The 24,138-nt window shown below is 59.2% G+C and carries 20 protein-coding genes and 4 tRNA genes; 22 read left to right on the top strand and 2 right to left on the bottom strand.

The features are described from left to right. Positions 1-4 precede the first annotated feature (4 nt). The 5 genes from AC05K6_RS05630 (at position 5) to AC05K6_RS05610 (ending at position 5,631) form a co-directional block, all read left to right on the top strand. A complete protein-coding gene (locus AC05K6_RS05630) occupies positions 5-1,105 on the top strand; it encodes an o-succinylbenzoate synthase (protein WP_293792176.1) in 1,101 nt (366 codons plus the stop codon). A 49-nt stretch (positions 1,106-1,154) separates the two neighbouring features. Further along, complete coding sequence (menD, locus tag AC05K6_RS05625) at positions 1,155-2,984, top strand: 2-succinyl-5-enolpyruvyl-6-hydroxy-3-cyclohexene-1-carboxylic-acid synthase (protein WP_448307827.1); 1,830 nt, start codon at positions 1,155-1,157, stop codon at positions 2,982-2,984. Continuing rightward, positions 2,984-3,448, top strand: a complete 465-nt coding sequence (locus AC05K6_RS05620; protein ID WP_448307828.1) for a DUF3592 domain-containing protein — start codon at positions 2,984-2,986, stop codon at positions 3,446-3,448. The genes menD and AC05K6_RS05620 overlap by 1 nt, the downstream gene beginning before the upstream one ends. Before the next feature lie 92 nt (positions 3,449-3,540). Further along, on the top strand, positions 3,541-4,692 hold the full coding sequence (locus tag AC05K6_RS05615) for a glycosyltransferase family 4 protein (protein ID WP_476727993.1): 1,152 nt from the start codon (positions 3,541-3,543) through the stop codon (positions 4,690-4,692). A gap of 252 nt (positions 4,693-4,944) precedes the next feature. Next, complete coding sequence (locus AC05K6_RS05610) at positions 4,945-5,631, top strand: demethylmenaquinone methyltransferase (RefSeq protein ID WP_448307830.1); 687 nt, start codon at positions 4,945-4,947, stop codon at positions 5,629-5,631. Positions 5,632-5,669: 38 nt separating this feature from the next. Here the strand turns inward: AC05K6_RS05610 and AC05K6_RS05605 are convergent, their stop codons facing one another. Continuing rightward, a complete protein-coding gene (locus tag AC05K6_RS05605) occupies positions 5,670-7,097 on the bottom strand; it encodes a geranylgeranyl reductase family protein (protein WP_476727992.1) in 1,428 nt (475 codons plus the stop codon). A 210-nt stretch (positions 7,098-7,307) separates the two neighbouring features. On the opposite strand from AC05K6_RS05605, the gene AC05K6_RS05600 reads away from it, so the two are divergent. From AC05K6_RS05600 to AC05K6_RS05530, 15 genes are all read left to right on the top strand, one after another. Further along, positions 7,308-8,318 (top strand): polyprenyl synthetase family protein, encoded by a 1,011-nt coding sequence (locus AC05K6_RS05600; protein WP_476727991.1) that lies wholly within the window; start codon positions 7,308-7,310, stop codon positions 8,316-8,318. Positions 8,319-8,504: 186 nt separating this feature from the next. Then, positions 8,505-8,586: transfer RNA gene (locus AC05K6_RS05595), tRNA-Tyr, on the top strand. Positions 8,587-9,158: 572 nt separating this feature from the next. Beyond that, a tRNA-Thr gene (locus tag AC05K6_RS05590) sits at positions 9,159-9,231 on the top strand. A gap of 73 nt (positions 9,232-9,304) precedes the next feature. Then, positions 9,305-9,381, top strand: a tRNA-Met gene (locus AC05K6_RS05585). A gap of 348 nt (positions 9,382-9,729) precedes the next feature. Next, a tRNA-Trp gene (locus tag AC05K6_RS05580) sits at positions 9,730-9,802 on the top strand. Between the two features lie 40 nt (positions 9,803-9,842). Next, positions 9,843-10,187, top strand: a complete 345-nt coding sequence (gene secE / locus AC05K6_RS05575) for a preprotein translocase subunit SecE (protein ID WP_293791657.1) — start codon at positions 9,843-9,845, stop codon at positions 10,185-10,187. 87 nt (positions 10,188-10,274) lie between these two features. Then, entirely contained in the window at positions 10,275-11,195 is a 921-nt protein-coding gene (nusG, locus tag AC05K6_RS05570) for a transcription termination/antitermination protein NusG (protein WP_293791655.1), read from the top strand. A 199-nt stretch (positions 11,196-11,394) separates the two neighbouring features. Beyond that, entirely contained in the window at positions 11,395-11,835 is a 441-nt protein-coding gene (gene rplK / locus AC05K6_RS05565; protein ID WP_293791653.1) for a 50S ribosomal protein L11, read from the top strand. Positions 11,836-11,909: 74 nt separating this feature from the next. After that, positions 11,910-12,620, top strand: coding sequence for a 50S ribosomal protein L1 (rplA, locus tag AC05K6_RS05560; RefSeq protein WP_293791651.1), 711 nt, complete (start codon positions 11,910-11,912; stop codon positions 12,618-12,620). A 209-nt stretch (positions 12,621-12,829) separates the two neighbouring features. Next, entirely contained in the window at positions 12,830-14,653 is a 1,824-nt protein-coding gene (locus AC05K6_RS05555) for a TIGR03773 family transporter-associated surface protein (protein WP_476727990.1), read from the top strand. Positions 14,654-14,655: 2 nt separating this feature from the next. Beyond that, positions 14,656-16,221: an anchored repeat ABC transporter, substrate-binding protein gene (locus AC05K6_RS05550; protein ID WP_476727989.1), complete on the top strand. Its 1,566-nt coding sequence runs from the start codon at positions 14,656-14,658 to the stop codon at positions 16,219-16,221. Between the two features lie 113 nt (positions 16,222-16,334). Further along, the gene (locus AC05K6_RS05545; protein WP_476727988.1) at positions 16,335-17,393 is read left to right on the top strand and encodes a choice-of-anchor M domain-containing protein; all 1,059 of its coding nucleotides are present in this window, start codon (positions 16,335-16,337) and stop codon (positions 17,391-17,393) included. After that, the gene (locus tag AC05K6_RS05540) at positions 17,390-18,109 is read left to right on the top strand and encodes an anchored repeat-type ABC transporter ATP-binding subunit (RefSeq protein WP_448307837.1); all 720 of its coding nucleotides are present in this window, start codon (positions 17,390-17,392) and stop codon (positions 18,107-18,109) included. The genes AC05K6_RS05545 and AC05K6_RS05540 overlap by 4 nt, the downstream gene beginning before the upstream one ends. After that, positions 18,106-18,987, top strand: coding sequence for an anchored repeat-type ABC transporter permease subunit (locus AC05K6_RS05535; protein WP_293791644.1), 882 nt, complete (start codon positions 18,106-18,108; stop codon positions 18,985-18,987). The genes AC05K6_RS05540 and AC05K6_RS05535 overlap by 4 nt, the downstream gene beginning before the upstream one ends. Beyond that, positions 18,977-21,730 carry a choice-of-anchor M domain-containing protein gene (locus AC05K6_RS05530; protein ID WP_476727987.1) on the top strand — a complete coding sequence of 918 codons (2,754 nt, stop codon included), beginning with the start codon at positions 18,977-18,979 and terminating at the stop codon, positions 21,728-21,730. Before AC05K6_RS05535 ends, AC05K6_RS05530 begins: the two co-directional genes overlap by 11 nt. Here the strand turns inward: AC05K6_RS05530 and AC05K6_RS05525 are convergent. Beyond that, the gene (locus AC05K6_RS05525; protein WP_476727986.1) at positions 21,727-22,647 is read right to left on the bottom strand and encodes an esterase/lipase family protein; all 921 of its coding nucleotides are present in this window, start codon (positions 22,645-22,647) and stop codon (positions 21,727-21,729) included. The two genes, AC05K6_RS05530 and AC05K6_RS05525, sit on opposite strands and share 4 nt — an antisense overlap. A gap of 453 nt (positions 22,648-23,100) precedes the next feature. Between AC05K6_RS05525 and rplJ the strand changes: the two genes are divergently transcribed. Together rplJ and rplL are read left to right on the top strand one after the other, a co-directional pair. Then, the gene (gene rplJ / locus AC05K6_RS05520; RefSeq protein ID WP_448307842.1) at positions 23,101-23,616 is read left to right on the top strand and encodes a 50S ribosomal protein L10; all 516 of its coding nucleotides are present in this window, start codon (positions 23,101-23,103) and stop codon (positions 23,614-23,616) included. A gap of 94 nt (positions 23,617-23,710) precedes the next feature. Beyond that, the gene (rplL, locus tag AC05K6_RS05515) at positions 23,711-24,097 is read left to right on the top strand and encodes a 50S ribosomal protein L7/L12 (protein WP_293791639.1); all 387 of its coding nucleotides are present in this window, start codon (positions 23,711-23,713) and stop codon (positions 24,095-24,097) included. Positions 24,098-24,138: the final 41 nt, after the last annotated feature.

Here is a 24,138-nt window from a genome sequence, read left to right as displayed (position 1 = left end):
GAGAATGAACACTGAGACTTCCAAATCCGCTGCCATTGCCCTACCGCCGCTCGCCGAGTTGCTTGAGCGCTCTCATGTGGTTGCTCTGCCGATGCGGGTACCTTTCCGCGGTGTGGCTGTCCGTGAGGCCTTGCTTATTGACGCCCCGTCCCAGTGGGCAGAGTTCGCTCCTTTCCCGGAATATGAGCCGGCGGAAGCCTCCTTGTGGCTGCGCTCGGCGATTCAGTTCGGATACAGCGAGCAGGGTGAGCAGGAGGAATGGGTTCCCGTGAATGCCACCATCCCCGCAGTTGATGTGGCGGCACAGCCCGAGATCATTGATGACCTCATGGCGCGCTACCCCGGTTGCACTACGGTGAAGGTCAAGGTTGCGGAAAAATCTGCTTTGGCGAAGGATCCTGGGATCAGCATGCAGCAGGATATTCAACGCGTCCGCGCGGTTCGAGAATGGTACGCCGACCAGGGGGTTGTGGCTCCGAAGATTCGCATGGACGCTAACGGCGGCTGGACCGTACAGCAGGCATTAGAAGCGGTGGAAACCCTCGCTGCGGACGGTCCGTTGGATTATGTGGAGCAGCCTTGTCGCACCATCGCCGAGCTGGCGGAGGTACGCCAGAACCTCATGCGGCGGGGGCTTTTTGTGCGTGTGGCCGCAGACGAGGCCATTCGCAAAAGCATCGACCCGATCGCCGCAGTCAAAGAGGTAGCGAGCGCGGGCGCATGCGACGTTGCCGTCCTCAAAGTGCCACCGCTGGGAGGTGTGGACCAATTGCGCCGGGTAGCTAGCGAGGTAGCCAAGCGTGGGGTATCCATCACGGTGAGTTCTGCATTGGATACCGCAGTGGGGCTGGGAGCGGGGCTGCGAGCAGCCGCCAGCCTGGCGCATATAGATGACGACGGCATGGTTGCCGAACCCAATGCAGCCGGCTTAGCCACAGGTACTCTTTTCGTCCGCGACCTCGCTGAACGTCGGATCGTGGATGGGCGTATGCACGCCGGCGCAGTTGCTCCGGATCCGGACCTCCTCAACGAGTTCCGCGTCACCGGCGAGCGTCGTGACTGGTGGATCAACCGCCTGAGTGCGGCCTATCGCTTCCTAGAGTGAGCGGATCCTTCCGCGAGGCTGTCCGAGGTGAAAGGTAAATTGAGGAACTGTGACTAACACCGATAGTTCTTCCCAGGATTCTTCTCCTGCGGCTGCTGAGCCGCTTCCCAGCCCTGTCGCCGTCCACGCTGCCTTAGTGTTGGTGGATCAACTAATTCGGTGTGGCGTGCAGGAGACAGTGCTGTGCCCCGGCTCGCGAAATTCCCCGCTGAACTTGGCTTTCGTGGAGGCTGAACGGGTGGGACGGGTGCGCCTTCACGTGCGTACGGATGAGCGTTCTGCAGCCTTCTTGGCTCTGGGGCTGGCGAAGGTTTCCCGCCAACCCGTCCCGGTGGTCATGACTTCCGGAACAGCCGTGGCTAACTGCCTGCCGGCAATGGTAGAGGCCACGCTATCCGGCGTACCGTTAATTGTTCTCTCGGCGAATCGGCCGCTTTCGATGCTGGGGTCTGGCGCAAATCAGACCATCGATCAGGCGGAGATTTTCGGATCCCATTCAGTGTGCACCCTGAATACAGGAAACTTGGCGCTGGAAGGGGAAGACATCAAAGCACCGGACGATGCCGATGCCTCCCGAGCCGGCGGAGCTGCCGCGCAGCTACGCGATCTGGTCTGTCAGTTAGTCGCTGCTGCGGTTGACCCCATCGACGGCGGTGGCGTGCATTTGGATGTTCCTTTGCGGGAGCCGCTGGTGCCACCGACTCTCGACGAGCTTTCGCTATGGGCCAGCGCGGTCACCGGCAATACACCGGAACCCCGGGGGGTTCGCTCGCTTCCCTTTGGGCAGGTTGAGGTTGATCTTTCACGCCGTACTCTCGTCATTGCCGGTTCGGTAAGCGATGTTGCCTGGGCGCGAGCGATCATGGATGAATTGGCGGACGTGCCGACCATTGCGGAGCCTATTGCCCCCGCCCCGGACTTCCCTGTCCATAGCGCGGCCGTTGACATGTTTAGCACCCAGGTCGTCGGTGATGGCGAGTATTCGGCGGTCACCACCCCGGAACAGATCGTGGTGATCGGCCGGCCAACCCTCCACCGTGGCGTCACAAAACTCCTGGCCAACAAGGACATCAACGTCATCGCCCTCAGCGACACCCGTAACGTCACCGATGTATTCGGCAATGTGGACGAAGTCGGCAGTTCTGTCCGCCCGCACGGCGAGCAACCAGAAACGTGGCTTCAAGTAGCGCGCGCCATTAGCGACATGGGAGCTGGACAGGTGCGCGACGCACTCGCCGAGCACGAACCCTTCACGGCGGTACACGCTGTCGCCGTTGTTGCTGACGCCCTGCGCGACGGTGACCTCTTGGTACTAGGGGCTTCGACAGCGGTGCGAGATGCCTCCCGCGCCGGGCTGCCCTTTGACGGCGTGCAGACTATAGCTAATCGTGGGGCGGCGGGGATCGACGGGACGATCTCCACCGCAGTGGGGGCCGCGATGGCTCACGCTCATGCTGACCCGACGGCTATCCGCGCACCGCGCACGATCGCTGTGATGGGGGATCTGACTTTTGCCCATGATCTCGGTGGGCTGAATATCGGACCATTGGAACCGCGCCCCGATAACCTGCTTATCGTGTTGACCAACGATAGCGGCGGCGGGATATTCGAGACCTTGGAGCCGGGGGCAGAGAACTTGCGCACCTTCGCTGATGGCACCGCGGCTTTCGAACGGGTCTTCGGTACTCCGTTGGACTTGGACTTTGCAGAGCTTTGCGCTGGATTTGGGGTAGAGCACAAACTAGCGACCAACGTAGAGGAACTCGCAATGGCCATCGATGAGCATGCTGAGATCGGGGCACATGGGATCACGGTGCTGGAAGTGAAGGTGAGCAGAGGTGGGCGTCGAGAAATAGAAAAAAGAATTGCGGGCGCTTGATGAATCGCTTGAGAAACCACGAGCTCACCCCGAAGCAATTTCGAATTGCCCGCCGTTTAAGGCGAGTCAAGCAGGTGGTGATCGGGCTTGCGGCAATAGTGATTTTGGTCTGCGGTGGCATGATCGTCACCTCTGCGATTGATGACTATGCGATCTCGCGGGATAAGGGGGAGGCGACGGCGGAGGTTGTGTCGGTACAAACCCTGCGAACGACCGTGCGTTTCCGCGATGCAGAAGGCAATTTTCGGCAGCCGGAGGAAGGGCTAAAGTACTCGTCCGGTCTTGTTGAAGGCCAGAATGTGCGCGTGGAATACCAGGTCAGTGACCCGGAAAACGTCAAAGTGCAGGGGCGAGGATGGACGTTGGCATTTCTTCCTGCGTTGTCTTCAATGACCGTGGGGCTTGCCGTGTGCGCTGTTCTGATGCTGCTGATTCGGCGATGGGAAAAGAAACATAAACTTTGAGTAGCGAAAGTAACCTTTTGTTTCCCTAGACTTGTTAATGTTTTTACCCAGACGAAACGCGGGCGTGAACTACAAAAGGGATGCTGAAGGGTATGCGAGTTGCGATTGTTGCCGAGAGCTTTCTGCCCAATGTTAACGGGGTTGTAAATTCCGTACTCCGCGTGCTGGAACACCTGCGAGCCAATGGGCACGAAGCGCTAGTTATTGCACCGAGTGCGAAAGACGGGCAAGAAGAAATTGCGACTTATGAGGGGTTCCGCATTGCGCGCGTCCCTGCTGTCGATGTGCCGGGTATTAACTCTCTGCCGATCGGCGTGCCAATGCCGAGCGTGTACACCGAACTGAAGAAATTCCAGCCGGATGTTGTGCATCTGGCTAGCCCTTTCGTACTGGGTGGTGCGGGTGCTGTGGCGGCTCGGGCGCTCAAACTTCCCTGCGTGGCGATTTTCCAGACTGACGTGGCGGGATTCGCCAACAACTACAAATTGAAGTTCCTGTCCAAAATGGCTTGGCGCTGGGTGCGTGTCATGCACAACATGTGCGCAATGACGTTGGCGCCAAGCTCCGTAACGATGCGCGAGCTGGAAGAAAACAAGGTGCGTGGTGTGGCCCATTGGGGTCGCGGGGTGGATACGGAACGCTTCCACCCCTCGAAGCGCTCGTCGGAGCTGCGTCGTGAGTGGCTGCTGGCTGGTGAAGAAAAGCGCTGTGGAAAAGCAGGCGAAACCGACGTGGTGGAGCTGGAGAACCGCCGGAAGATCGTCGGTTTCGTGGGGCGCCTGGCTGCTGAGAAGTCCGTGGAGCGCATGGCAGCGTTGAATGGACGAGACGACGTGCAGATCGTCATTGTTGGCGATGGCCCAGAGATGGACTCCCTGAAAGCACTGATGCCCACCGCGGTGTTTACCGGCGGACTCTACGGCGAGGATCTAGCCCACGCATTTGCCAGCCTGGATATTTTCGTACATACCGGCCAGTTCGAGACGTTCTGTCAGGCCATTCAGGAGGCGCAGGCTTCCCGTGTGGCAACCATCGGCCCGGCAGCCGGGGGTCCGATCGATTTGATTAAGCCCGGCCACAACGGCTTCCTGTTGAACGTGGAGAACTTCGAGGCCGAGCTGGTTGACGCGGTAGATACCATCCTCGCTGGGGGAGTGGATTCCTACCGGGACAACGCCTTCGAAGGTGTGCAGAACAAGAGCTGGTCTAGCCTATGTGACCAGCTACTCGGCTACTATCGTTAAGCCATTGCACAGGGCGGCAAGGCTGCACCCCGCACCAATTCGCAGCGCGACTTCACCGGTGTACGCGAGGTACGTCAGACCACCGTCGAATCCCAGTCGGAGCAGGCGGCTGTAGAAGCAGACCTAGTGGCCGAAACGGAAAGTTCCGCAGAACCAGTGGTGCGCTAACGCGACCCCCAATCCGCGGATAGCCCCGCCCCCCTTAGCCGGGTGCGATCGGGGTATGCATCGAGGCACGCTAAGATGTGTGTCGTGTCTCGGGCAAGTTTGGAAAAGAAACCGCAGGAAGTTGCGTCGATGTTCGACGCAGTGGGTAAGAAATACGACCTCACTAATACGGTGTTGAGCTTCGGCCAGGATCGCTATTGGCGTAGCCGCACCCGCAAGCGCCTGGACCTAAAGCCCGGCGACCTGGTGCTCGACCTTGCTGCTGGTACGGGCGTATCCACCGAAGAGTTCGCCCGTACGGGAGCGACATGCATCGCCTGCGACTTCTCCTTCGGCATGCTGTCCGCGGGCTCCCACCGCGACGTGCCAATGGTGTGTGCCGACGGCACCAACCTTCCTTTCGCAGACGAGACCTTCGACGCCGTAACGATTAACTACGGTCTGCGAAACATCGTGGACTTCCGCGCTGGCCTGCGTGAAATGGCGCGTGTGACAAAGCCAGGCGGCAAGCTCGCCGTGGCAGAGTTCTCCACCCCCGTCATTCCCATCTTCAAAACTGTCTACAAGGAATACCTCATGCGCGCCCTTCCGAAGGTCGCGAAGGTCGTCAGCTCTAACGCTGATGCCTACGAGTACCTTGCCGAGTCAATCCGCGCCTGGCCCGGCCAGGAGGAACTTGCCGCCGAGATCCGCGAGTGCGGTTGGGACGAAGTCGGCTGGCAGAACCTCACAGGCGGAATTGTCGCTCTCCACAGCGCCATTCGCCGATAGTCCTGCGCTACTAGCCCAGCGCCGGTAGTTCTGCGCGTCTAGCCCCGCGCGGCGAAGGGCTTATCGATCGGCGCGAGGTTCACCACGCGCCCCGCACCTCTCCAGATCCGCGCAGCAAAATCGCGATCTTCCGGGCTGACCAAATTCCCCATCAGGCGCGTCGCCACCCCCATCGTGCGGTTCGCCAGCGGCCCGCGCATACCCAGCGGCCCGAGTGCACTCATTAGCCCCGGCATCGTCAGAACCACCGCCAGTCGCCGCGCCAACCCGAATGCCTGTCCATACTGTCTTTCGAGCTCGGCCGTCCATTCTGGCTCGATGCCGGCGCCGTTGTTGCCCTTAATTCGGGACGCCCACTTCTCCGGCCTTCCCCATTCCTCCACCAACAACCGGACGAGTAGTTCCGCGGATTCCAAGGCATAGTCGATGCCTTCACCATTCAGCGGATTAACCAGCGCCGCAGTATCGCCAATTGCAGCCCAGTTCGGCCCTGCCACCCGGCTAACGGCACCGCCCATCGGTAGCAGTGCAGAGGTGATAGATTCCGGCTCTCCGTCGATTTCCCAATCCTCACCAACCTGTTGGGCATAATCGCGCAGCAGCTTCTTGGTATTCACCTTTGCCGGGCGCTTAGTGGTGGCCAGCACACCACAGCCGAGGTTAGCCCGGCCGGTATCACCGCTATTGCCTAGCGGGAATACCCAGCCGTAGCCAGGCTGCGCGGTGCCGTCAGCATCGTTGAGCTCCAGATGCGAGTGAATCCACGGCTCATCGCCGAAAGGAGTGTTGACGTAACTGCGGGCGGCAATGCCATGGACCAGACCTTTATCCCACTTCACACCTAACTTCCGGGCGATGCCACTTCGCACGCCTTCGGACAGCACAAAGAAACGCCCGCTCAGCCGCAAGTGTGTGCTTGCTGTTGACTTGCTCTGCACTCCTGCACCGGTGCGAGTGCCCGTCACCTCGATGAGTTGCTGGGTGGTTGGATCGCAGGTGGCGTCACTCACCTTGGCCTGGATAAAACGCGCACCCGCAGCGATGGCGAGCCTTGCTAGGGAAGCATCCAGGCGTGAGCGGGAGATAGCCGAGCCACGGAGTGGAAAGCTGCCCACGGGCCACGGGGCAGTAATGGAACCGCCGAAACCATGCAGTTTAAGGCCGCGGATGTGGGGCGCATCGTCGAGGAGATTCGCTGCGCCCATTGATTCAAGTGCGGCGACGGCGCGGGGAGTTAATCCATCGCCACAGGTCTTATCGCGCCCAGTGGATTGGGTGGAGGAATTCTCGGCGGATAAAGCGCCGGTGCCGGGGACATCAGCCATGTCCACCAATGCGACATCCAGACCTGCGCGGGCGGCGTGGAATGCGGCGGCGGAACCGGCTGGTCCTGCGCCCACGACGACGAGATCGGCGTCGACCTTGGCAGGCGCATTCGTGGGGGTTTCAACGAAAGGGGAATTCATCGACCACCATTGTTTCACGGAGGTGGGGCGGAGGTGGCGTCGGTGCTGGGTAAACGGTAGCGGAAGTAAGAGACGTGAAGTATGCATGTGGGTTAAACACCGTCCCGCCGATCGACTAAAGTGTCGATAGACATGTAAAAAACACATGCGAAGTACACGGTTGTACCAGCATGTGGCGTTAAAGAGGAAAAGTCGAGGCTGACCACGGACATGCCAAGTGCCACACCCCGTAAACCGGCGCTCCCTGACGTCGGGGACGCGCAACTAAACGAGGCCTTGGGCCAGTCGATGCAGCAGGTGGAACAGCTGCTTAAGGATCGACTGTCGGTTGGCGAGTCCTTCCTTACCGACAAGATCAGCCACCTTTTCGACGCTGGTGGCAAGCGCTTCCGTGTGATGTTTGCGCTGCTTGCCGCCCATTATGGTGAGGATCCTAGCTCTCAAGAGGTGCTTGAAGCGGCTGCGGTGGTGGAGCTGACCCACCTGGCGACGCTGTATCACGACGATGTGATGGATGAGTCTGATCAGCGTCGCGGCGCGGAGTCTGCGAATAAGCGATGGAACAACTCTGTCGCCATCCTGGCAGGCGATTATCTGTTCGCCATTGCCAGCGACATTATGGCGCAGCTGGGCACTGACACGGTGCAGCACTTTGCGGAGACTTTCCGCGAGCTCGTCACTGGCCAGATGCGCGAGACCGTCGGCGCCCGCGAGGGTGAGGATGAGATTGAGCACTATCTGACTGTGATCCAGGAGAAGACTGGTGTGCTCATTGCTTCTGCTGGTTGGCTGGGTGCGCTGCACAGCGGTGCTTCGGACGAGCACCGCGAGGCGCTGTTTAAGTTTGGCCGCAATGTCGGTCAGATCTTCCAGATCGTCGATGACATCATCGACATCTGGGCTGATCCCGAAGTCTCCGGAAAGGTGCCTGGCACGGACTTGCGCGAGGGCGTGTTCACCCTGCCGGTTCTTTATGCACTGCGACAGGATGACGCCACAGGGGCGCGACTCCGCGAGATTCTCACCGGACCTGTGACTGAGGATGCCTTGGTGGACGAGGCTCTGGAACTTATCCGTGGTTCGGAAGGCCGCGAGAAGTCGTTTGAGGTGGTGCAGCGCTACCGCCAGTACGGTGAGCAGGAGCTGGCGAAACTGCCGGATAACCAGGTGACCCATGCGCTGCGACAGCTGATGGATTTTGCCTTGGAGCGACTGGGATAGTCGGCTGGGGAGTCCGCCGGTTGTCTTCCTTTCGGTGGCTAGGGGTGGATTCGGACGGTTTTTGGTGGGGCGGGATTCCGGTGGCTTGAGTGTGTGGTCTGAAGGTGGGTGTGGCCTCCCTGTGCAGGCGATTTGCATAAGTTGGGGCTGTTCGTAGTAGAGTTACCAGCGCACCGAATGGTGCATGCCAGATTGCCCGAGCGGCCAAAGGGAGCGGACTGTAAATCCGCCGGCTCTGCCTTCGTTGGTTCGAATCCATCATCTGGCACAGCGCCGAATGGCAAAAACAACAACCCGGTGGTTGCTTCCCGATGCGGGAGGTGGCCACCGGGTTTTGCTATCTGGAGTTCTGGGGTTTGCTGTGTGAGTGTGGGTTTTTCCGGCTCAACGGGGCAGGGACAGTGGGAATGTCGCTAGAACGGGAAAGTGAAGACCTACATTTTTGGTGACCGAAAAATGGAAGCATCTGAGCTGGGGTTATGCATACATGAAAACCAGATGCAGTAACAGATTCCCGATCTAGCGACATTTCTCGCTAAATGGAGGTGCATATCCACAGTTGGGGGCGAGGGCGGAAATTGGGGCAAGAGTTGGGTGACAGAAGTTCGTGCGACGCGAGCTACTGGCGCGCAATAAACTATCGGCACGCAATGAGGAGTTAGCGCGTGATGTGCCGTCGGGGCACAACAAGCTATCGGCTGAAAGCTTGCAAAGGTAGTCGTGAATGAGTCTGAAATCTCTATCTGAGCTGCCGATTTGTGTAAAACGCTGCTAGGTGGTTAAGCTAACTCAGGCTTCAAGCGATGCGGTTAAAACAAACTGCAATGCAAACGAAGTAATGCCCCCTTAGCTCAGTCGGCAGAGCGTTTCCATGGTAAGGAAAAGGTCGACGGTTCGATTCCGTCAGGGGGCTCTGTCATTTTATGCGCCCCGTCACGCGACGTTAGACACAGACCGTTGGCGGTCCGTATCAAAGTGGCGACGATGGCGGTGTAGCTCAGCTGGTTAGAGCGCACGACTCATAATCGTGAGGTCGAGGGATCGAGTCCCTCCACCGCTACCAAAACAAAGCACCCGGAGATGGAAAATCTCCGGGTGCTTTTTCGTTTTCGGAAGATGCTGCATGTAAGGGGGCGTGGGCATGGTGGCATTCTGGAATGCTCCATGCACTACGCGCGCAAAGCATGTGCAAGACCGGGGAGGGGCACGCGCCATATGAGGACAAGTTCTGAGAAACCCGCGCCCTATTTGGTTGCAGGCTTAGAACCCTGCTATTGTTCTTGAACGTTGCACTGAATGTGTGCCGTGGAAGCAATGCCCCAGCAACTGGACGCTGTATCTTCCCCGTTCACAGGACGTTGCTTCACCTACGTTGGTCTGATCACGTACACTCGTGAGTCAGAACTTCGATAGGGGCGTGGCTCAATTGGCAGAGCAGCGGTCTCCAAAACCGCAGGTTGCAGGTTCAAGTCCTGTCGCCCCTGCACGATCTTCCTTGTAGGTACCTTTAAGGAGAACTTAGACGTGAGCGACGAGAGCAAAAAGACCGCAGCCGGCGAATCCGGTAATGGCGGCAGCCTTCGTCCGTCTGGCAAGCGCCAGGTGGCTGGTCAGGCCACCACGTCTCGCGCTGTTGCCAATTCCAAGTCCAAGGCGCCAGAGGTTGTAAAGACCCGCAAGAATCCCTTCAGCGCCATCGTGGATTACATCCGCGGTGTTGTCTCTGAGATGAGCAAGGTTATCTGGCCTACCGGTCGAGAGATGGTGAACTACACCATCATCGTCCTGCTGTTCCTCATCTTCGTATGCCTGCTCGTTGCTGGCAGCGATTGGGTTGCTAGCTGGGGCTTGCAGCAGATTATGCGTTAATTGTGCTAAGCTGACGAACATCAACTTTTATACCGCCTTCGCCGCCCCGGCGAGAGGCGGATTTTTAATGATATGGAGGGTATTTCCATGGCAGAGGAAAACCAGAACGACCAGGCCGTTAGCGCCGAAAGCTTGGCCGCAGCCGCACAGGAAGACGTGCAGCAGGCGGTAGCTGAGGCACAGAAGGATGCTGCGGGTGCTGAGACTGAGGGCGTCACTAATGGTGACGCCGCAGCGCCAGCTACCGAAAACAGCGAAGAAACCGCCGCAGCTGCACCGGCCGACGCGGAGCAGACAGAGGGGGCAGACGACGCTGAACAGTCTGCAGAGGACGCAGCAATGGAGGCGTACAAGACGCGCCTGCGTCAATTCATGCGCCAGCTGAAGAAGCTGCCGGGCGACTGGTACATCATTCAGTGCTACTCCGGGTACGAGAATAAGGTGAAGACCAACCTGGAGATGCGTGCGCAGACCCTGGGCGTAGACGAGCAGATCCATGAGGTCGTGGTACCGATCGAGGAGGTCGTGGAGCTGCGCGACGGTAAGCGCAAGCTGGTTAAGCGCAAGCTGCTGCCAGGCTATGTGCTGGTTCGTATGTCTCTTGAGGACGCCTCCTGGTCCGTCGTTCGCGATACCCCGGGCGTGACTAGCTTCGTCGGCAACGAGGGCAAGCCCACCCCGGTGAAGATCCGCGAAGTCGCAAAGTTCCTGCTGCCTCCGGAGACTGCGAAGCCGCAGGAGACCGAGGACGGCGAAGAGGTTCCAGCTACCGGAGTGGACGTTTCCGCTACCGGCGTGGCTACCCCGCCGAAGCCGGCCAGCGAGCAGGTTGTGGTGGACTACGAAGAGGGCGAGTCCGTCACCATCCTTACCGGCCCGTTCGCCTCCGTCTCTGCAACCATCAGCGAGATCGACACCGAGAACAACCGTCTGAAGGCCATGGTCTCCATCTTTGGCCGTGAAACCCCGGTTGAGCTGGAATTTGATCAGGTAGAGAAGCTGAACTAAAGTTATGCAGGTTGCCTGTGGCTAAACGCCGCAGATCGACACGCAAGTTTTCCATTTTCCGGTGGCCGGTGAAACTCCGGCATCCGGTCGACGCGATAGCTCTGCACTGGCCATCAATGGTGCAGTACCGTGTGCTGATCATTCGCTTTGATAGTGAATCGCCCGCGGATTGCGTTGATAACAGAAAGAAGGTTTAAAGATGGCAAAGAAGAAGGTCACCGGCCTCATTAAGCTGCAGATCCAGGCAGGCCAGGCTACCCCGGCACCGCCGGTTGGTCCGGCTCTGGGTGCCCACGGCGTGAACATCGTTGAGTTCACCAAGGCATACAACGCTGCAACCGAGTCCCAGCGCGGCAACATCGTGCCGGTGGAAATCACCGTCTACGAAGACCGCTCCTTCGACTTCAAGCTGAAGACCCCGCCGGCAGCTAAGCTGCTGCTGAAGGCTGCGGGTATTCAGAAGGGCTCCGGCGTTCCGCACACCGACAAGGTCGGCTCCGTTACTTGGGATCAGTGCAAGGAGATTGCAACCACCAAGAAGGAAGACCTGAACGCTAACGACGTTGAGGCTGGCGCTGCCATCATCGCCGGCACTGCTCGCTCCATGGGCATCACCGTCAAGGACGCTCCGCAGAAGTAGATTTTTCAGACCGTGGTAAGGCTACTTGCTTCGCCTGCACCACAACTCCAACGTTTCAATAGATTGGAATCATCATGAGCAAGACCTCTAAGGCATACCGCGCGGCAGCGGAGAAGATCGACGCTGGCCGCCTGTACACCCCGCTGGCAGCCGCAAAGGCTGTCAAGGAGACCTCCTCCAAGAACTTCGACGCCACCGTTGACGTTGCGATCCGCCTGGGCGTTGACCCGCGCAAGGCTGATCAGCTGGTTCGTGGCACCGTATCCCTGCCGAACGGCACGGGTAAGGAAGTTCGCGTTGTCGTCTTCGCTGAAGGCCCGAACGCTACCGCTGCTGAGGAAGCTGGCGCGGATGTCGTTGGCACCGCTGAACTGATCGAGAAGATCCAGGGTGGCTGGACCGACTTCGACGCTGCGATCGCTACCCCGGATCAGATGGCCAAGGTTGGTCGCGTGGCTCGCGTGCTGGGTCCCCGTGGCCTGATGCCGAACCCGAAGACCGGTACCGTCACCACTGACGTTGCCAAGGCTGTTTCCGAGATCAAGGGCGGTAAGATCTCCTTCCGCGTGGATAAGGCTGCTAACCTGCACGCCATCCTGGGCAAGGCCTCCTTCTCCGAGAAGCAGCTGGCTGAGAACTACGGCGCTCTGATCGACGAGCTGCTGCGTCTGAAGCCTTCTTCCGCTAAGGGTCGCTACTTCAAGAAGATCACCATGGCCTCCACCAACGGCCCGGGTGTTCCGGTGGATAACACCATCGTGAAGAACTTCACCGAAGAGGACTAGTCTTCTCTTCCTAGATTTTTCTAGGGGTTTATAGCGCCCTCGTTGCCTTCGGGTAGCGAGGGTGCTTTTTGTTTCTTTTGAGCCTTGACAGTGCTGCAGGGGGGCGAGGGGTGGACAGCCGATCCGACCCCGTGTTTGAAAATGATTACCGCTTCACTATAGTCCTTAATGAAAACTAGACTCATTGTTTATTAGAAGGGCTATAGCTGGTGCACAACTCACCCCTCACGGCCTTTGGCCAGCGCGGCGGCGCCGCACGCCGTCCCCTTGCGGTCCTCGCAGCCGCATTTCTTACCGCTTTTACCGCCTTCATCGGCGCTGGCAGCTTTGGGCTGCAGAGTTTGCCTCAGGCAAAGGCTGAATCTGTGACCCTTAACCAGGGGCACATTGATGCTTTCCATGTGACTTCTTCTGGCTCCGGCAACCTCAAGCTGGATCTCACCGAGGATGCCACGGGTTCCCACGTTGTACGTGATCCGAATAACGTCACTCTGGAAATCGGGGCACAGGCCTATGAAACCCGTACAAAGGATATTGAAGGGATCGGCGCGCCGACCTACTACCTTCCGCAGACACAGCAGGAGAATTTGATCTGGCCTGGCTGGGATACGCAGGGCGTTGCCCCTCACTACCAGGGCGTAAACATCAACTTCAACCGGGTGTGCGGCCCAGGCCGAGTGTTTATGTGGAGCCAGGTGGGAAGTGACATGGCACCGCTGCTCACGGATGGCATCGAGGTGAAGTCCGGCAATAGCATCAACCAGTCCTACCCGAGCCATGTCCACGCCAACTGGGCCTTCGAGCGCCCCGGCCGTTACTCCATGCAGGTGCAGGCTACCGCGGACGGAGCGAAGTCCGAGGTAAAGACCTACACCTGGGTAGTGGGCAAGTCCGATCAGGATGAAAACGCTGATCAGCCTGCCGAAGGTGCAACCCCATGCGGTAGCGAAGACGCCGCTGGTGGTGGCGGATCGGCTGACGGAGACAGCACCTCCGGCGGTGCCACAGGTGGAGGAACTACAGGCGCAACTGGCGCTAGCAGCGCACAAGGTACGTCCAACAAGTCCACTTCCAACGGCAAGTCCAGCAGCAACTCCACCTCCAACAACAAGTCCGCATCCACTGCCAGCGGTAACAGCACTTCTTCTACTTCGAGTGCAAATGGAAAGTCCGAAGGCTCCGCTACTTGCAAGAAGGGCGAACCAGCCCTACGCCCGCAGATCAAGGACGACCGCACCCAACCGCCAAAGTGGACCAACCCCACTGCGCTCAACTTCGGCCTCGGCTCGGCAGCCAAGACGAACCTGCCTCAGGCCCTTGGCTCTGTTGGCGCCGGCACTGCATGGATGATCGGCGCCACCCAGACCAACGGCGTGCCGTGGGTGGGTGTCAACACCATGCACCCGGATCTTCTGGCTAACACGCAGGGAGACGTCACATTCCAGCTGACCTCTTTCAGTGGCCCCGGAAGTATGTACGTCTTTGAACAGGGCAACCTCGGTCAGGTCGTGGGCAAGGAATGGTTCAAGGCTTCCGGCGGCAACCCTTCCGGCTCCCACGTTGTTCCGCGCAACTCGCATGTCCACCCGAACTGGGTGTTCTCCAAGCCTGGCACGTACAAGGTAGGCATCACGCAGACTGCCACCACGAAGCAAGGCAAGAAAGTAAGTGCACCCGCTACGCTGACCTTCACTGTCGGCGGCAGTGGCAACGCCAATAGCGGCCACTTCGACTTCGGCTCAAGCATCACCACCGACGGTGACTGTGCTGCCGGTGCTGATGGTGCAGCTGGTGGATCCGGTTCCGCCGACGGTGGGGCTGGCGGATCCGGCTCGGGCGCAACGAACTCCGATGGCTCCCTGGCGGACACCGGATCTGCCTCGGCAATGCTGGCTCTCGCCATCGCAGGTGCGGGTCTGATCGCCCTCGGCGCAGGTGTGGTGTACATGCTGCGCACGAATACTCTGTCGTCCGAGACCTTGCTGCCTTCTCGTTCTATGACGCCCCCTCGTTCCAAAGGCTCCAAGTTTTAGGGATGGAGCGTCACGATTCATCGCGTAGGGGAGCAGCCAAATCCCTTTGCGCAAACGTCAGCGCAGCGCTGCTGGCTACCGGTTTGGCGGGCTGTGCGGTGGCAGGCGGTGAAAGCCTGCCCAGCCGCGAGGATGGCATCACCGATGTCGTGGCTTCTACCCCAATCATCGCCGATATCGCTCGCCACGTGGCGGGAGACTCCGCCCGTGTAACTTCGCTGATTCCGAACACCGCGGACCCGCACTCCTACGAACTAACCCTGCGTGATGTGCGCAATCTCGCCAACGCCGATATTGCCTTTAATAACGGGCTTCTGTTGGAACAACAGTCGGTGCTACGAACCATGGACAACGGTGTATTGCCCGGTGTGGAGGTCGTGTCTCTCGCGGATGTCGCTGCCAACCAGGGCGCCACAGTTATTCCGCTGGTGGAGAACATGGCGCTCGACACGGTGTGGCTGGGCATTCGAGCTCAGGGCATTGGCGCTAAACACGGTGGTTCCGCACACTCCGAAATGCACCTCAGCGTCACTGATGTTGAAGGGCCAGGAGATTCTGCGGCGTATATCACCGGAACATTTGGTCAACCGGAAGTGTTCTTCAACTCCCGCGATGGTTTCGATGCCTCCCGCGGCTACGAGGGCGATACCGCCACGCTGCCTGTCGACGCGCACACCCACATGAGCTGGTCTTTCTCCAAACCTGGCACATACACCCTGCACCTTCGTGCTTCTTTGGTTCCGGATGAAGGCAAACCGCCGCAGCATATCGCGGACCAAACTGTGAAATTCAATGTGGGCACGGATGACGGGGCGTCCAAAAAGATAGACAGTGGGCACTACGACATTTCGGTGAATGCGGACGAAAACAGCATCAACCTTGTAGGCGACGGCGGCACTTTCGACCCCAAGCAAGCAGTGGTCAATGTGCCAAACCAGACGTTGCAGCCGATCCCGGGAGACCCAACTTTCCGCTTTCTTGGGAACGCTGGGGATGAGACGTACCTGCTGCCGCAGGCTGTGCTGGGCAAGCACGTCCACGGCGAGCTCGACCCGCACCTGTGGCACAACGCGAAGAATGCGATGGCATACGTGAAGGTGATTCGCGACAAGCTCATTACTGTGGATCCCGATCACGCCGCGGACTACCAGGAGAACGCGCAGAACTACCTGGATCAGCTGGATCGCCTTGATCGTGAAATCAAAGGCGAGATCCGCACAGTTCCGGAGCACCGCCGCCACCTCGTGACGGCTCACGATGGCTATGCCTATTTTGCGGACGCCTACGGCCTGGATGTCGCAGGTTTCGTTACTCCGAACCCGGAGATCGAGCCGAGTACACGGGACCTTGTGAGTCTGACGCGCACTCTGGAAAACCTGAAGGTTCCGGCGGTGTTTATCGAGCCGACGATGGCGGGGCGCACCCGTGAGCTACAGCAAATCGCCGACCGATTGGGAGTCAGCGTATGCCAAATTCGCAGCGACACACTCGACGATAAAGCCCCGACATATGTGGACCTGATGCGCACCAATGCCGAGTCGATGGCCGACTGCCTGAGCAGCGCATGATTCGCAGTCGCGGTGGATTCGATGGTCACGCGGGCGAAGCGTCGAAGACGTCCTTCAAGAACTTTTAGAACAACCGACGAACACAAAAGTCAGACGACAAGAGGAAAAGAGTAATGGCAACAATCAAGAATTCAGCAGCTAAGGTTTTCCTGGCGCCGGCGACGGCCATGCTGCTAGCCGGGGGAGTATTAGCAGCAGGCTCTCCAGTGGTTCTGCCGGTAGCGGCGGCGCAAGGGGCGCAAGGAGCAGAAGATCCCGCGCTGAAGCAGACCGTGACGGACAAAGAAGAGCACATCCCCGCCGGCACTGCGCATGTATTCGATCGCGGACATGCGGACCTGGGCATGCGCTTGGACGGTGGAAAGCTGGATGTGCAGCTGCGCGACGATGCGGAAGAAAAGCCCGTGTGGCGTGTGCTGGACGATGTCGTCTTCGACGTATCCGACAAGGCCAAGCAGCAGCTGCCCGCCGATGGCGGCTATGAGTTCACCGGCGCGCAGCCGGGGCAGGAAGTCTGGGTGTTGCCGCAGACCGAGGTGCAGGGCGTGCCGTGGCTGGGATGGAACACGCAATCCCCAGCACTGATCGCACAGGCAAACCGCGGTGTGACCATGGAGTACCTGGGCCACCAGGGGCCGGGACAGATGAGCATGTTCCTGCAGGCCGGTGGTTTCGAAAAGCCCCAGGAGCTGTGGAACTCCGCGCAGCCCACTCCGCAGGATCTCTGGGTGGATCTCAACACGCACACTCACGCGAACTGGGTTTTTACCGAGCCGGGAGTGCATCGCGTTGCGATGGGAGTGCGAGTGAAGATGAAGGATGGCTCTGAGAAGACCACGACGAATGTGCTTACCTTCGCTGTGGGAGTGGATCCTGCTGAGGCCCAGAACTCTGGTTGGGAAGGCGAGCTGCCGAAGGCCGGTGCTGCTTCTTCGGGTGACGCCAACGCTTCCAATGCCAACAATTCCAACTCCGACAACGACGCCGATGGAAATTCGAACAACGCCAGCGACGAGGACTCCTCGGAGAAGAGCTCTTCCGCCCTGCCGTGGATCCTCGTTGGTGTGGGCGTGGTGGTCGTCGCGGTATTGGTGCTTGGCTTCCTTTCCCTGCGAAAGGGCGCCAAGGAGCGCAAGCGCATTGAGGACGAACTGTGGGGTCAGCTGAAGTGACCGCACTCCAGATAGCGGACCTGCACGTGCGCCTGGCGGGACGGCAGATCCTCACCGACGTGAACCTGGAGGCACGTCCCGGTGAGCTGATTGGCCTGCTGGGGCCGAACGGCGCGGGCAAGACCACGTTGATGCGCAGCATCCTGGGGCTAATTCCGCGCACCAAAGGCAGCATCAAAGCCGCCAGCGTGGGCTATGTTCCACAGCGCCACGAGTTCGCATGGGATTATCCCATCGACGTGCGCCACACGGTGCTCAATGGCCGTGCCGGCCTGATCGGTCCGCTGCGCAGATCCCGCCGGGCGGACTTCGCAGCGACGGCGCATGCCCTGAAGCGCGTAAACCTGCAGCATTTGGCGGATCGGCCCATCGGACAGCTCTCTGGCGGCCAGCGTCAGCGCGTGCTGGTAGCCCGCGCCCTGGCCGTGGAACCCACTCTGCTGCTATTGGACGAGCCTTTCACAGGCATGGATTTCCCTAGCATCGAAGCTTTGGTGGAGATCCTGCAGTCCTTGGCCGCCGATGGCATGAGCATCCTCATGGTCACCCATGACCTCGCACAGGCGGTGCATGTATGCGATCGCCTGGTGTTGCTGAATGGGCGGATTATCGCTGATGGTTCGCCTAGCGAACTGCAGAATGCGGAGCCGTGGATGGAGACTTTTGACGTTCAACCTGATTCGCCATTGCTGCGGGGAGTGGGGTTGTCACAATGATTTCCTTCTCCCAATTCTTGGCTGACCTGACCAACCCTGCGTTGGCTTTCCTCCCGAAGGCGCTGCTTGTGGCGGTGCTTTCTGCATTGGTCTGTGGCGTTATCGGAACCCATGTGGTGTTGCGCGGTATGGCTTTTATCGGTGATGCGGTGGCACATGCCGTGTTCCCCGGCCTCGCAATCGCTTTTGCTTTGCAGTTTTCTGTCATCGCCGGTGGTGCAATCGCCGGTGCCGTGGTCGCTTTGCTGATCGCCCTGTTCTCGCAGCGCAGGCGTGTCAAAGAGGACACGGTCATCGGTATTTTCTTCGCCGCAGCCTTTGCGCTGGGGTTGGTCGTGATCTCGAAGGTGCAGGGCTACACGGCCAGCCTGAATAGCTTCCTTTTCGGCTCTATTACGGGTGTGTCCAACGAGGACATCATCTTCAGCGCCGTCGTCGGAGTCACCGTGATCGTTGTGGTGGCTGCCTTGCACAAAGAGATCGTTGCCGTCTCCGTCGATCGCGAGACAGCAGCTGCCATGGGAATCCGCGTGTTGCTGATCGATGTGGTGTTGTACCTGGCTGTCACAGCTGCAGTGGTGATGTCGGTGCGCACCGTGGGCAACATCCTGGTGCTTGCATTGCTGATTACCCCGGCTGCTGCTGCACGTCTATGGACCGACCGACTGGTCGTGATGATGGGCTTGAGTGCGTTCATCGGCACGGTCGGTTCCTTCGTCGGCGTGTATGTCTCATGGGCCATTGATGTGCCCACGGGTGCGACGATCGTCCTGGTGCTCACCCTCGTTTTCCTCCTCTCCTTCTTCCTAGCGACGCCCATTCGCGCCGCCAAACAATCCAACAACCCCTCACAGGTGGTAGCTACTGATGCAGAATAAGCGTGATCTTCTCAAGCAGCTGCGGTCGAAGCAGCTGAATGGCCTTGAACGGGCACACCTTGCCGAGCTCAAGCGCAGCCAACATAAGTCCGCGCGGATGATGTGGGCGGCCAAGTCCATGTTGGCTGTATTGGGAGTGCTGGTGTTGACGGTGGTGTTCGGTGCGTGGAATGCGGCGTCACCACTACGCAGTGACCATCAGACCGCCGATATCCTGCAGCGGGCGCAGGCGACGCCGACGGGACACAAGCCCGGCGAGGTCAGCAGCGGGCCGACCGTGGGGAAGGATGTAAAGAACACTGCAACTGGTAAACCGCATGTGTGCGCAGGCAAAAAATTGCTGTACAAGGCGCATGTTGATGCGATCTACGGCACGTACAACAAAGGTAAGCCGGATGTGATGGTCGTGGACGGGCAGCAACCCGTTCCGGCCGACGACGTCTGCCTGCGCCTGGCGCCCGACGCAGTTGACGGTAGGGAAGTCTCCCGCATTAAGGTACCGAACAAGAAGGCGCTGTCCTTCCTGGGTAAGCCCGGTACGGTGTTGTGGAATGCCCCGCAGGCCGTGGACTTTTCCTCCCAATGGCGCCCTATCTGGGCCGGCCTGGGTGCTTTTGATCCGGCACATGAGGTAGAGGTGCCAAAGGACTTCGCAGAGGGGGCGTTGCACTTCCACATGAAGAAGTTCTCCGGTCCCGGCAACATGGAGGTCTTCTTCCACAATTCCGGCACGCCTACCCCAGAGCGCGTGCTTTCCACCAAGGATGGCCTCAAAGACTATGACTATGAGGTCGGTGGGCATGGACACTTCAACTGGACTTTCTCTAAAGCGGGGCTGTACCAGCTGACGATGGCTTGGGATGTGAAGAAGTCCGACGGCACCACCGTCAAGTCCGCTGAGCGCACCATCAATTGGCTGGTGGGTAGCGACAAGCAGGTGGGATTGCCGGAGGGAACAACGACGGGATTGGAGAAGATCACAAAGCCTGTCGCGCCCTTTGACAAGGAGAAGCCGGATGAGGGGGATAAGCCGGGGCAGCCTTCGGATACTGAATCTACAGATCCGGCTGATCCGGCCGATCCCACGGCTCCGACTGATTCGACCGAGGGGACTGATCCCACAACCGGGGATTCCGGAGATGCCGGAACCGGTGAAGAAGGTGCCGAGGAGCCGACCGATCCCGAGGATGGCACGGAGGAAACGGAAACCTCCTGCGAGACTCCGAAGGAGGTCTCCGATGAGGAAGTCCGTGGGGAGATTGACGAGGCCTTTGGATCCAATGAAGGTACTGAGAGAGCGGTGATCCCCAGCGGCCACATGGATCTAGGCGTGGGTACCAATGATGCTTCGGATGCAGACCCGCACACCTTCCTCAAAGACGGTGCGGATCCGGCAAATGTTCAGGAACGCGAGTCCGGCAGCTTCATCTTCCTGGTTAATAGTCCAAAGGCTAAGGTGCGCGTGCCGGATGAGTACCGCGAGGAGCTGGGCAAGAGCGCCATTTCCTTGCCACAGGCGCAGCAAGAAAACCGCGATGTTCCGTGGCTGGGCTTTTCCACCGAGCACCTGAACTCCGCGAAGGAAGGAGTGGACCTCTCCATTAAGGATTTCGAGGGGCCGGGTCGAATGGTGACATTGGAATCCACTGGCTTGGATACCCGACTCCGCCTCGATTCCGAGCACCGTGAAAACAAGCTCCACTATTCGGTGGGCGCTCACAATCACCAGCAGTTCCTCTTCACCAAGCCGGGTGCGTATCGAGTCGTCTTCCGCTACGAAGGCACCACCGTGGATGGCAAGAAGTTCGATAGGGAGCTAGAGACCTTCTTCGTCATCAAGGACAGTTGCGGTGAAGAAGGTAACGCAAAGAACGGTAAGTCTGGGCTCGAGGAACTGCAGGAGCTCCAGAAGCACCTCGATAGCGAGAACGTGAAGATCGGCAAGTACATGGACACGATTGTCGGTGGTATCGAGGCACTGCGTGGAAACAACAAGTCTCCACAGTCGGATGCTAAGAACAACTCCGGCAACACCGCCGCGGGTGGTGCAAGCAGTGGTGCAAACAGCGGTGACGGAGCGAGCGGTACAGCGACCGGCGCATCCAGCGGCACAGCGACCGGTATGTCCAATGGACACTCCAACGCTGCAGGCGCTGCATCCAATGGTGGTGCAAGTAATGGCTCCGGTTCCAATGGAACCAGCGGCAGTGGTACTGGTGGTGGACACTCTGTGAGTGGCGGTTCTACCGGGGGGAGCAGTGGAGCGGCGGATGTTTCTAGCGGTTCTGCTGGTGGTGACATCGCCTCCGCCTCGGACGGTGGTGCTGGGGATGCTGGAATCGCCGAAGAAGCCGGCAGCGTCGAGGGCGAGGCAGCAGGTGAAGAGGCCGGCGGCGGTGGTGGCATTCACCGCATCAACGCCGCCCAGGGACAGCACAATGGCAACGCCGCACCTGCGCACTCCGATGGTGCACAGAACGTGGAGACCAAAAAGACTGCCGCCGAATCCTTCCTGGATTCCCTCACCAGCGGTGGCTGGACCACTGGTTTCCTGTTGGGGCTAGGCCTGATGGGGCTTCTCGGTGGCGCATTGCTCTTCTTTGTGGCGGCACGCAATATGCAGCGCGCTCACACCATGCAACTTCTGCAGGCCTACCGGGAAATCAGCCGCGACCGCGCTGAGCAGGCCTATGCAGAAGGCACCTATGAGGAGGACGGCTGGGCTGAAGGCCAGGAGCGCTAACCGCGCCTCCGCGGCAGCCGGAACTCTCCCATCAAAGGCAGCACCATCCCGCGCTTCAGCGGGTTGGCTGCACGGTAAGTCTCTGGGCCGTCGTCGCCCGGTGCCAGAGCTTCCAAAATCAAATCAACCACGCGCGGCGAATACAGCATTGCCAGGTGCCCAGATAGATCCAGCGGGTTGCCATCCTGCACACTTAGATTGCGCACCCGGGCGCCTTCGCCCGCAACCATCACCTGCTTCAAACGGGGCGTCGCAATACCGTCGTACTTGGCCGTAATCATCGTGTAGTCGACGCCCGGCGTGGTGTCGCCTTCGCGGTTCAGGTAATCACCGAACTCACTGCCGACGCGCTGGTCGATAGCGGCACCACCAAGGAACTTCTCCAGGAACCCAGCGAGCTTATTGTTCGGGTCGATCCGGTCGCCCAGTGTCGATATGCCAGACAACGTGGTGCCATGGTGTGCCGGCCCTACGCCGATCAGTCGAGCCACTTTATTGCGAGCTACGTCCACCCGATCCGCACCGCCGGAGTCGGAGAGGTAAAGGCGCGCCTGAGCGACTCCCTGCGAGTGCCCCACGAGGTTTACCCTCTGCGCCCCTGTGCGCTCGATAACCTCGTCGATAAAGGCTGCGACCTCCAGTTGGGAGGTGCGTAGGAAGTTGTTCGCATATACGCCCGCGGCTTTTCCTGTGATCGCGGATCGATCCTTGCCGTAGTTCACGGCAAAAACGGGGTGGCCCGCCGCGACGAGGTGTTTGGCGATGTAATCCCACGTGTTATAAGCATTCAGCCACGTGCCGTGGATCAGCACCGTTGGTGTTCTGCCGTCTAAAGGTTCTTCCCATTTATTGACGCCCTCCGGTAGGGGATTGTCGCGTCGCAGGCTGGATAGGAACTTGGGGATAAATGCTTCCATAAAACCCAAGGATAACTAAATGAGTATCCTCAAGTTTTGTAAACGAAAGAATTGATAGAGGTAAAAGCCGCGATTTGGAGAAGTTGTGAACAGGGGTGTAACCTCCTTCGAGGAAGTTTGACTAGATCAACAACGAGATCAGCAACGTCAAGTTTTCACCGAAGACCGTCGGTCATCACCGTCTACATATTCCTTGAAAGGGAGAATGTGGACAGGAGATTGAAGGATCATCGTCATAGATGACGGCCCACGCAGGTAACACGATTAGACGTTCGGATCGGATTCCAGCCTTTAAAAGCCGGGGATCCTACGAATGCGCCTTGTGCTTCTTGCGTATCACGCCGGAAAACAAGGCGCTTTGTCGTTTATGTACAGTGTTGCCCTTCAACAATGATCGTCGGTGGACGTATTGCGTAAAACGTACACCGTATACATCAGGAAGGAGGCGAGAGTATGGCTAATCCGAAGAACACCGCTTCGCTGGAAGAGCTCAAGGCACGCTTCGAGCAGGCTCAGTCCACTCTGTTGACCGAGTACCGTGGCCTGTCTGTGGCTGAGACCACCGAGCTGCGTCGCGCTCTGGGTTCGGAAGTTACCTACTCCGTCGCCAAGAACACCATGATCAAGCTGGCTGCACGCGAAGCTGGCATTGAGCTTGATGAGTCCCTGCTGACTGGTCCGACTGCTATCGCATTCATCAACGGCGAGGCCGTAGATGCTGCGAAGGCTATGAAGGACTTCGGCAAGGATCACAAGAACTTCGTGATCAAGGGTGGCTACATGGACGGTGCCACGATTGATGCAGCTCAGGTTGAGGCAATCGCCGAGCTGGACAATCGCGAAACCACGCTGGCCAAGCTGGCCGGTGCCATGCAGGGTTCCTTGGCAAAGGCCGCAGGCCTGTTCAACGCACCAGCATCCCAGGTTGCACGCCTGGCCGCTGCACTGCAGGAGAAGAAGGAACAGTAAGTTCCTTCCCCACACACATAAGACATAAACCACTTTGCCGGTTGGGTCACCAACACTTTCTGACCCTCCGGCGCAACTACGAAAGGATGCCATCATGGCTAAGCTCACCAAGGACGAGCTCATCGAGGCTTTCAAGGAAATGACCCTCATCGAACTGTCTGAGTTCGTTAAGGAGTTCGAAGAGGTCTTCGACGTTACCGCTGCTGCTCCGGTTGCTGCCGTTGCTGCCGCTGGTGCTGCTGAGGGCGGCGCTGCTGCTGAGGAGAAGGACGAGTTCGACGTCGTTCTGGAGGACGCAGGCGCTAAGAAGATCGGCGTTATTAAGGTTGTCCGCGAGATCGTCTCCGGCCTGGGCCTGAAGGAGGCTAAGGAGCTGGTTGAGGGTGCTCCGAAGGCCATCCTGGAGGCTGCTTCCAAGGACGACGCTGAGGCTGCTAAGACCAAGCTGGAAGAGGCTGGCGCTAAGGTCTCCCTCAAGTAAGCTCGTCTTACTTTCCGCACGTCGGCCACGTGCCGACGGTG

It is taken from the genome of Corynebacterium sp. TUM25020 (assembly GCF_056388495.1).
This window is presented reverse-complemented; position numbering and strand designations above follow the sequence as displayed.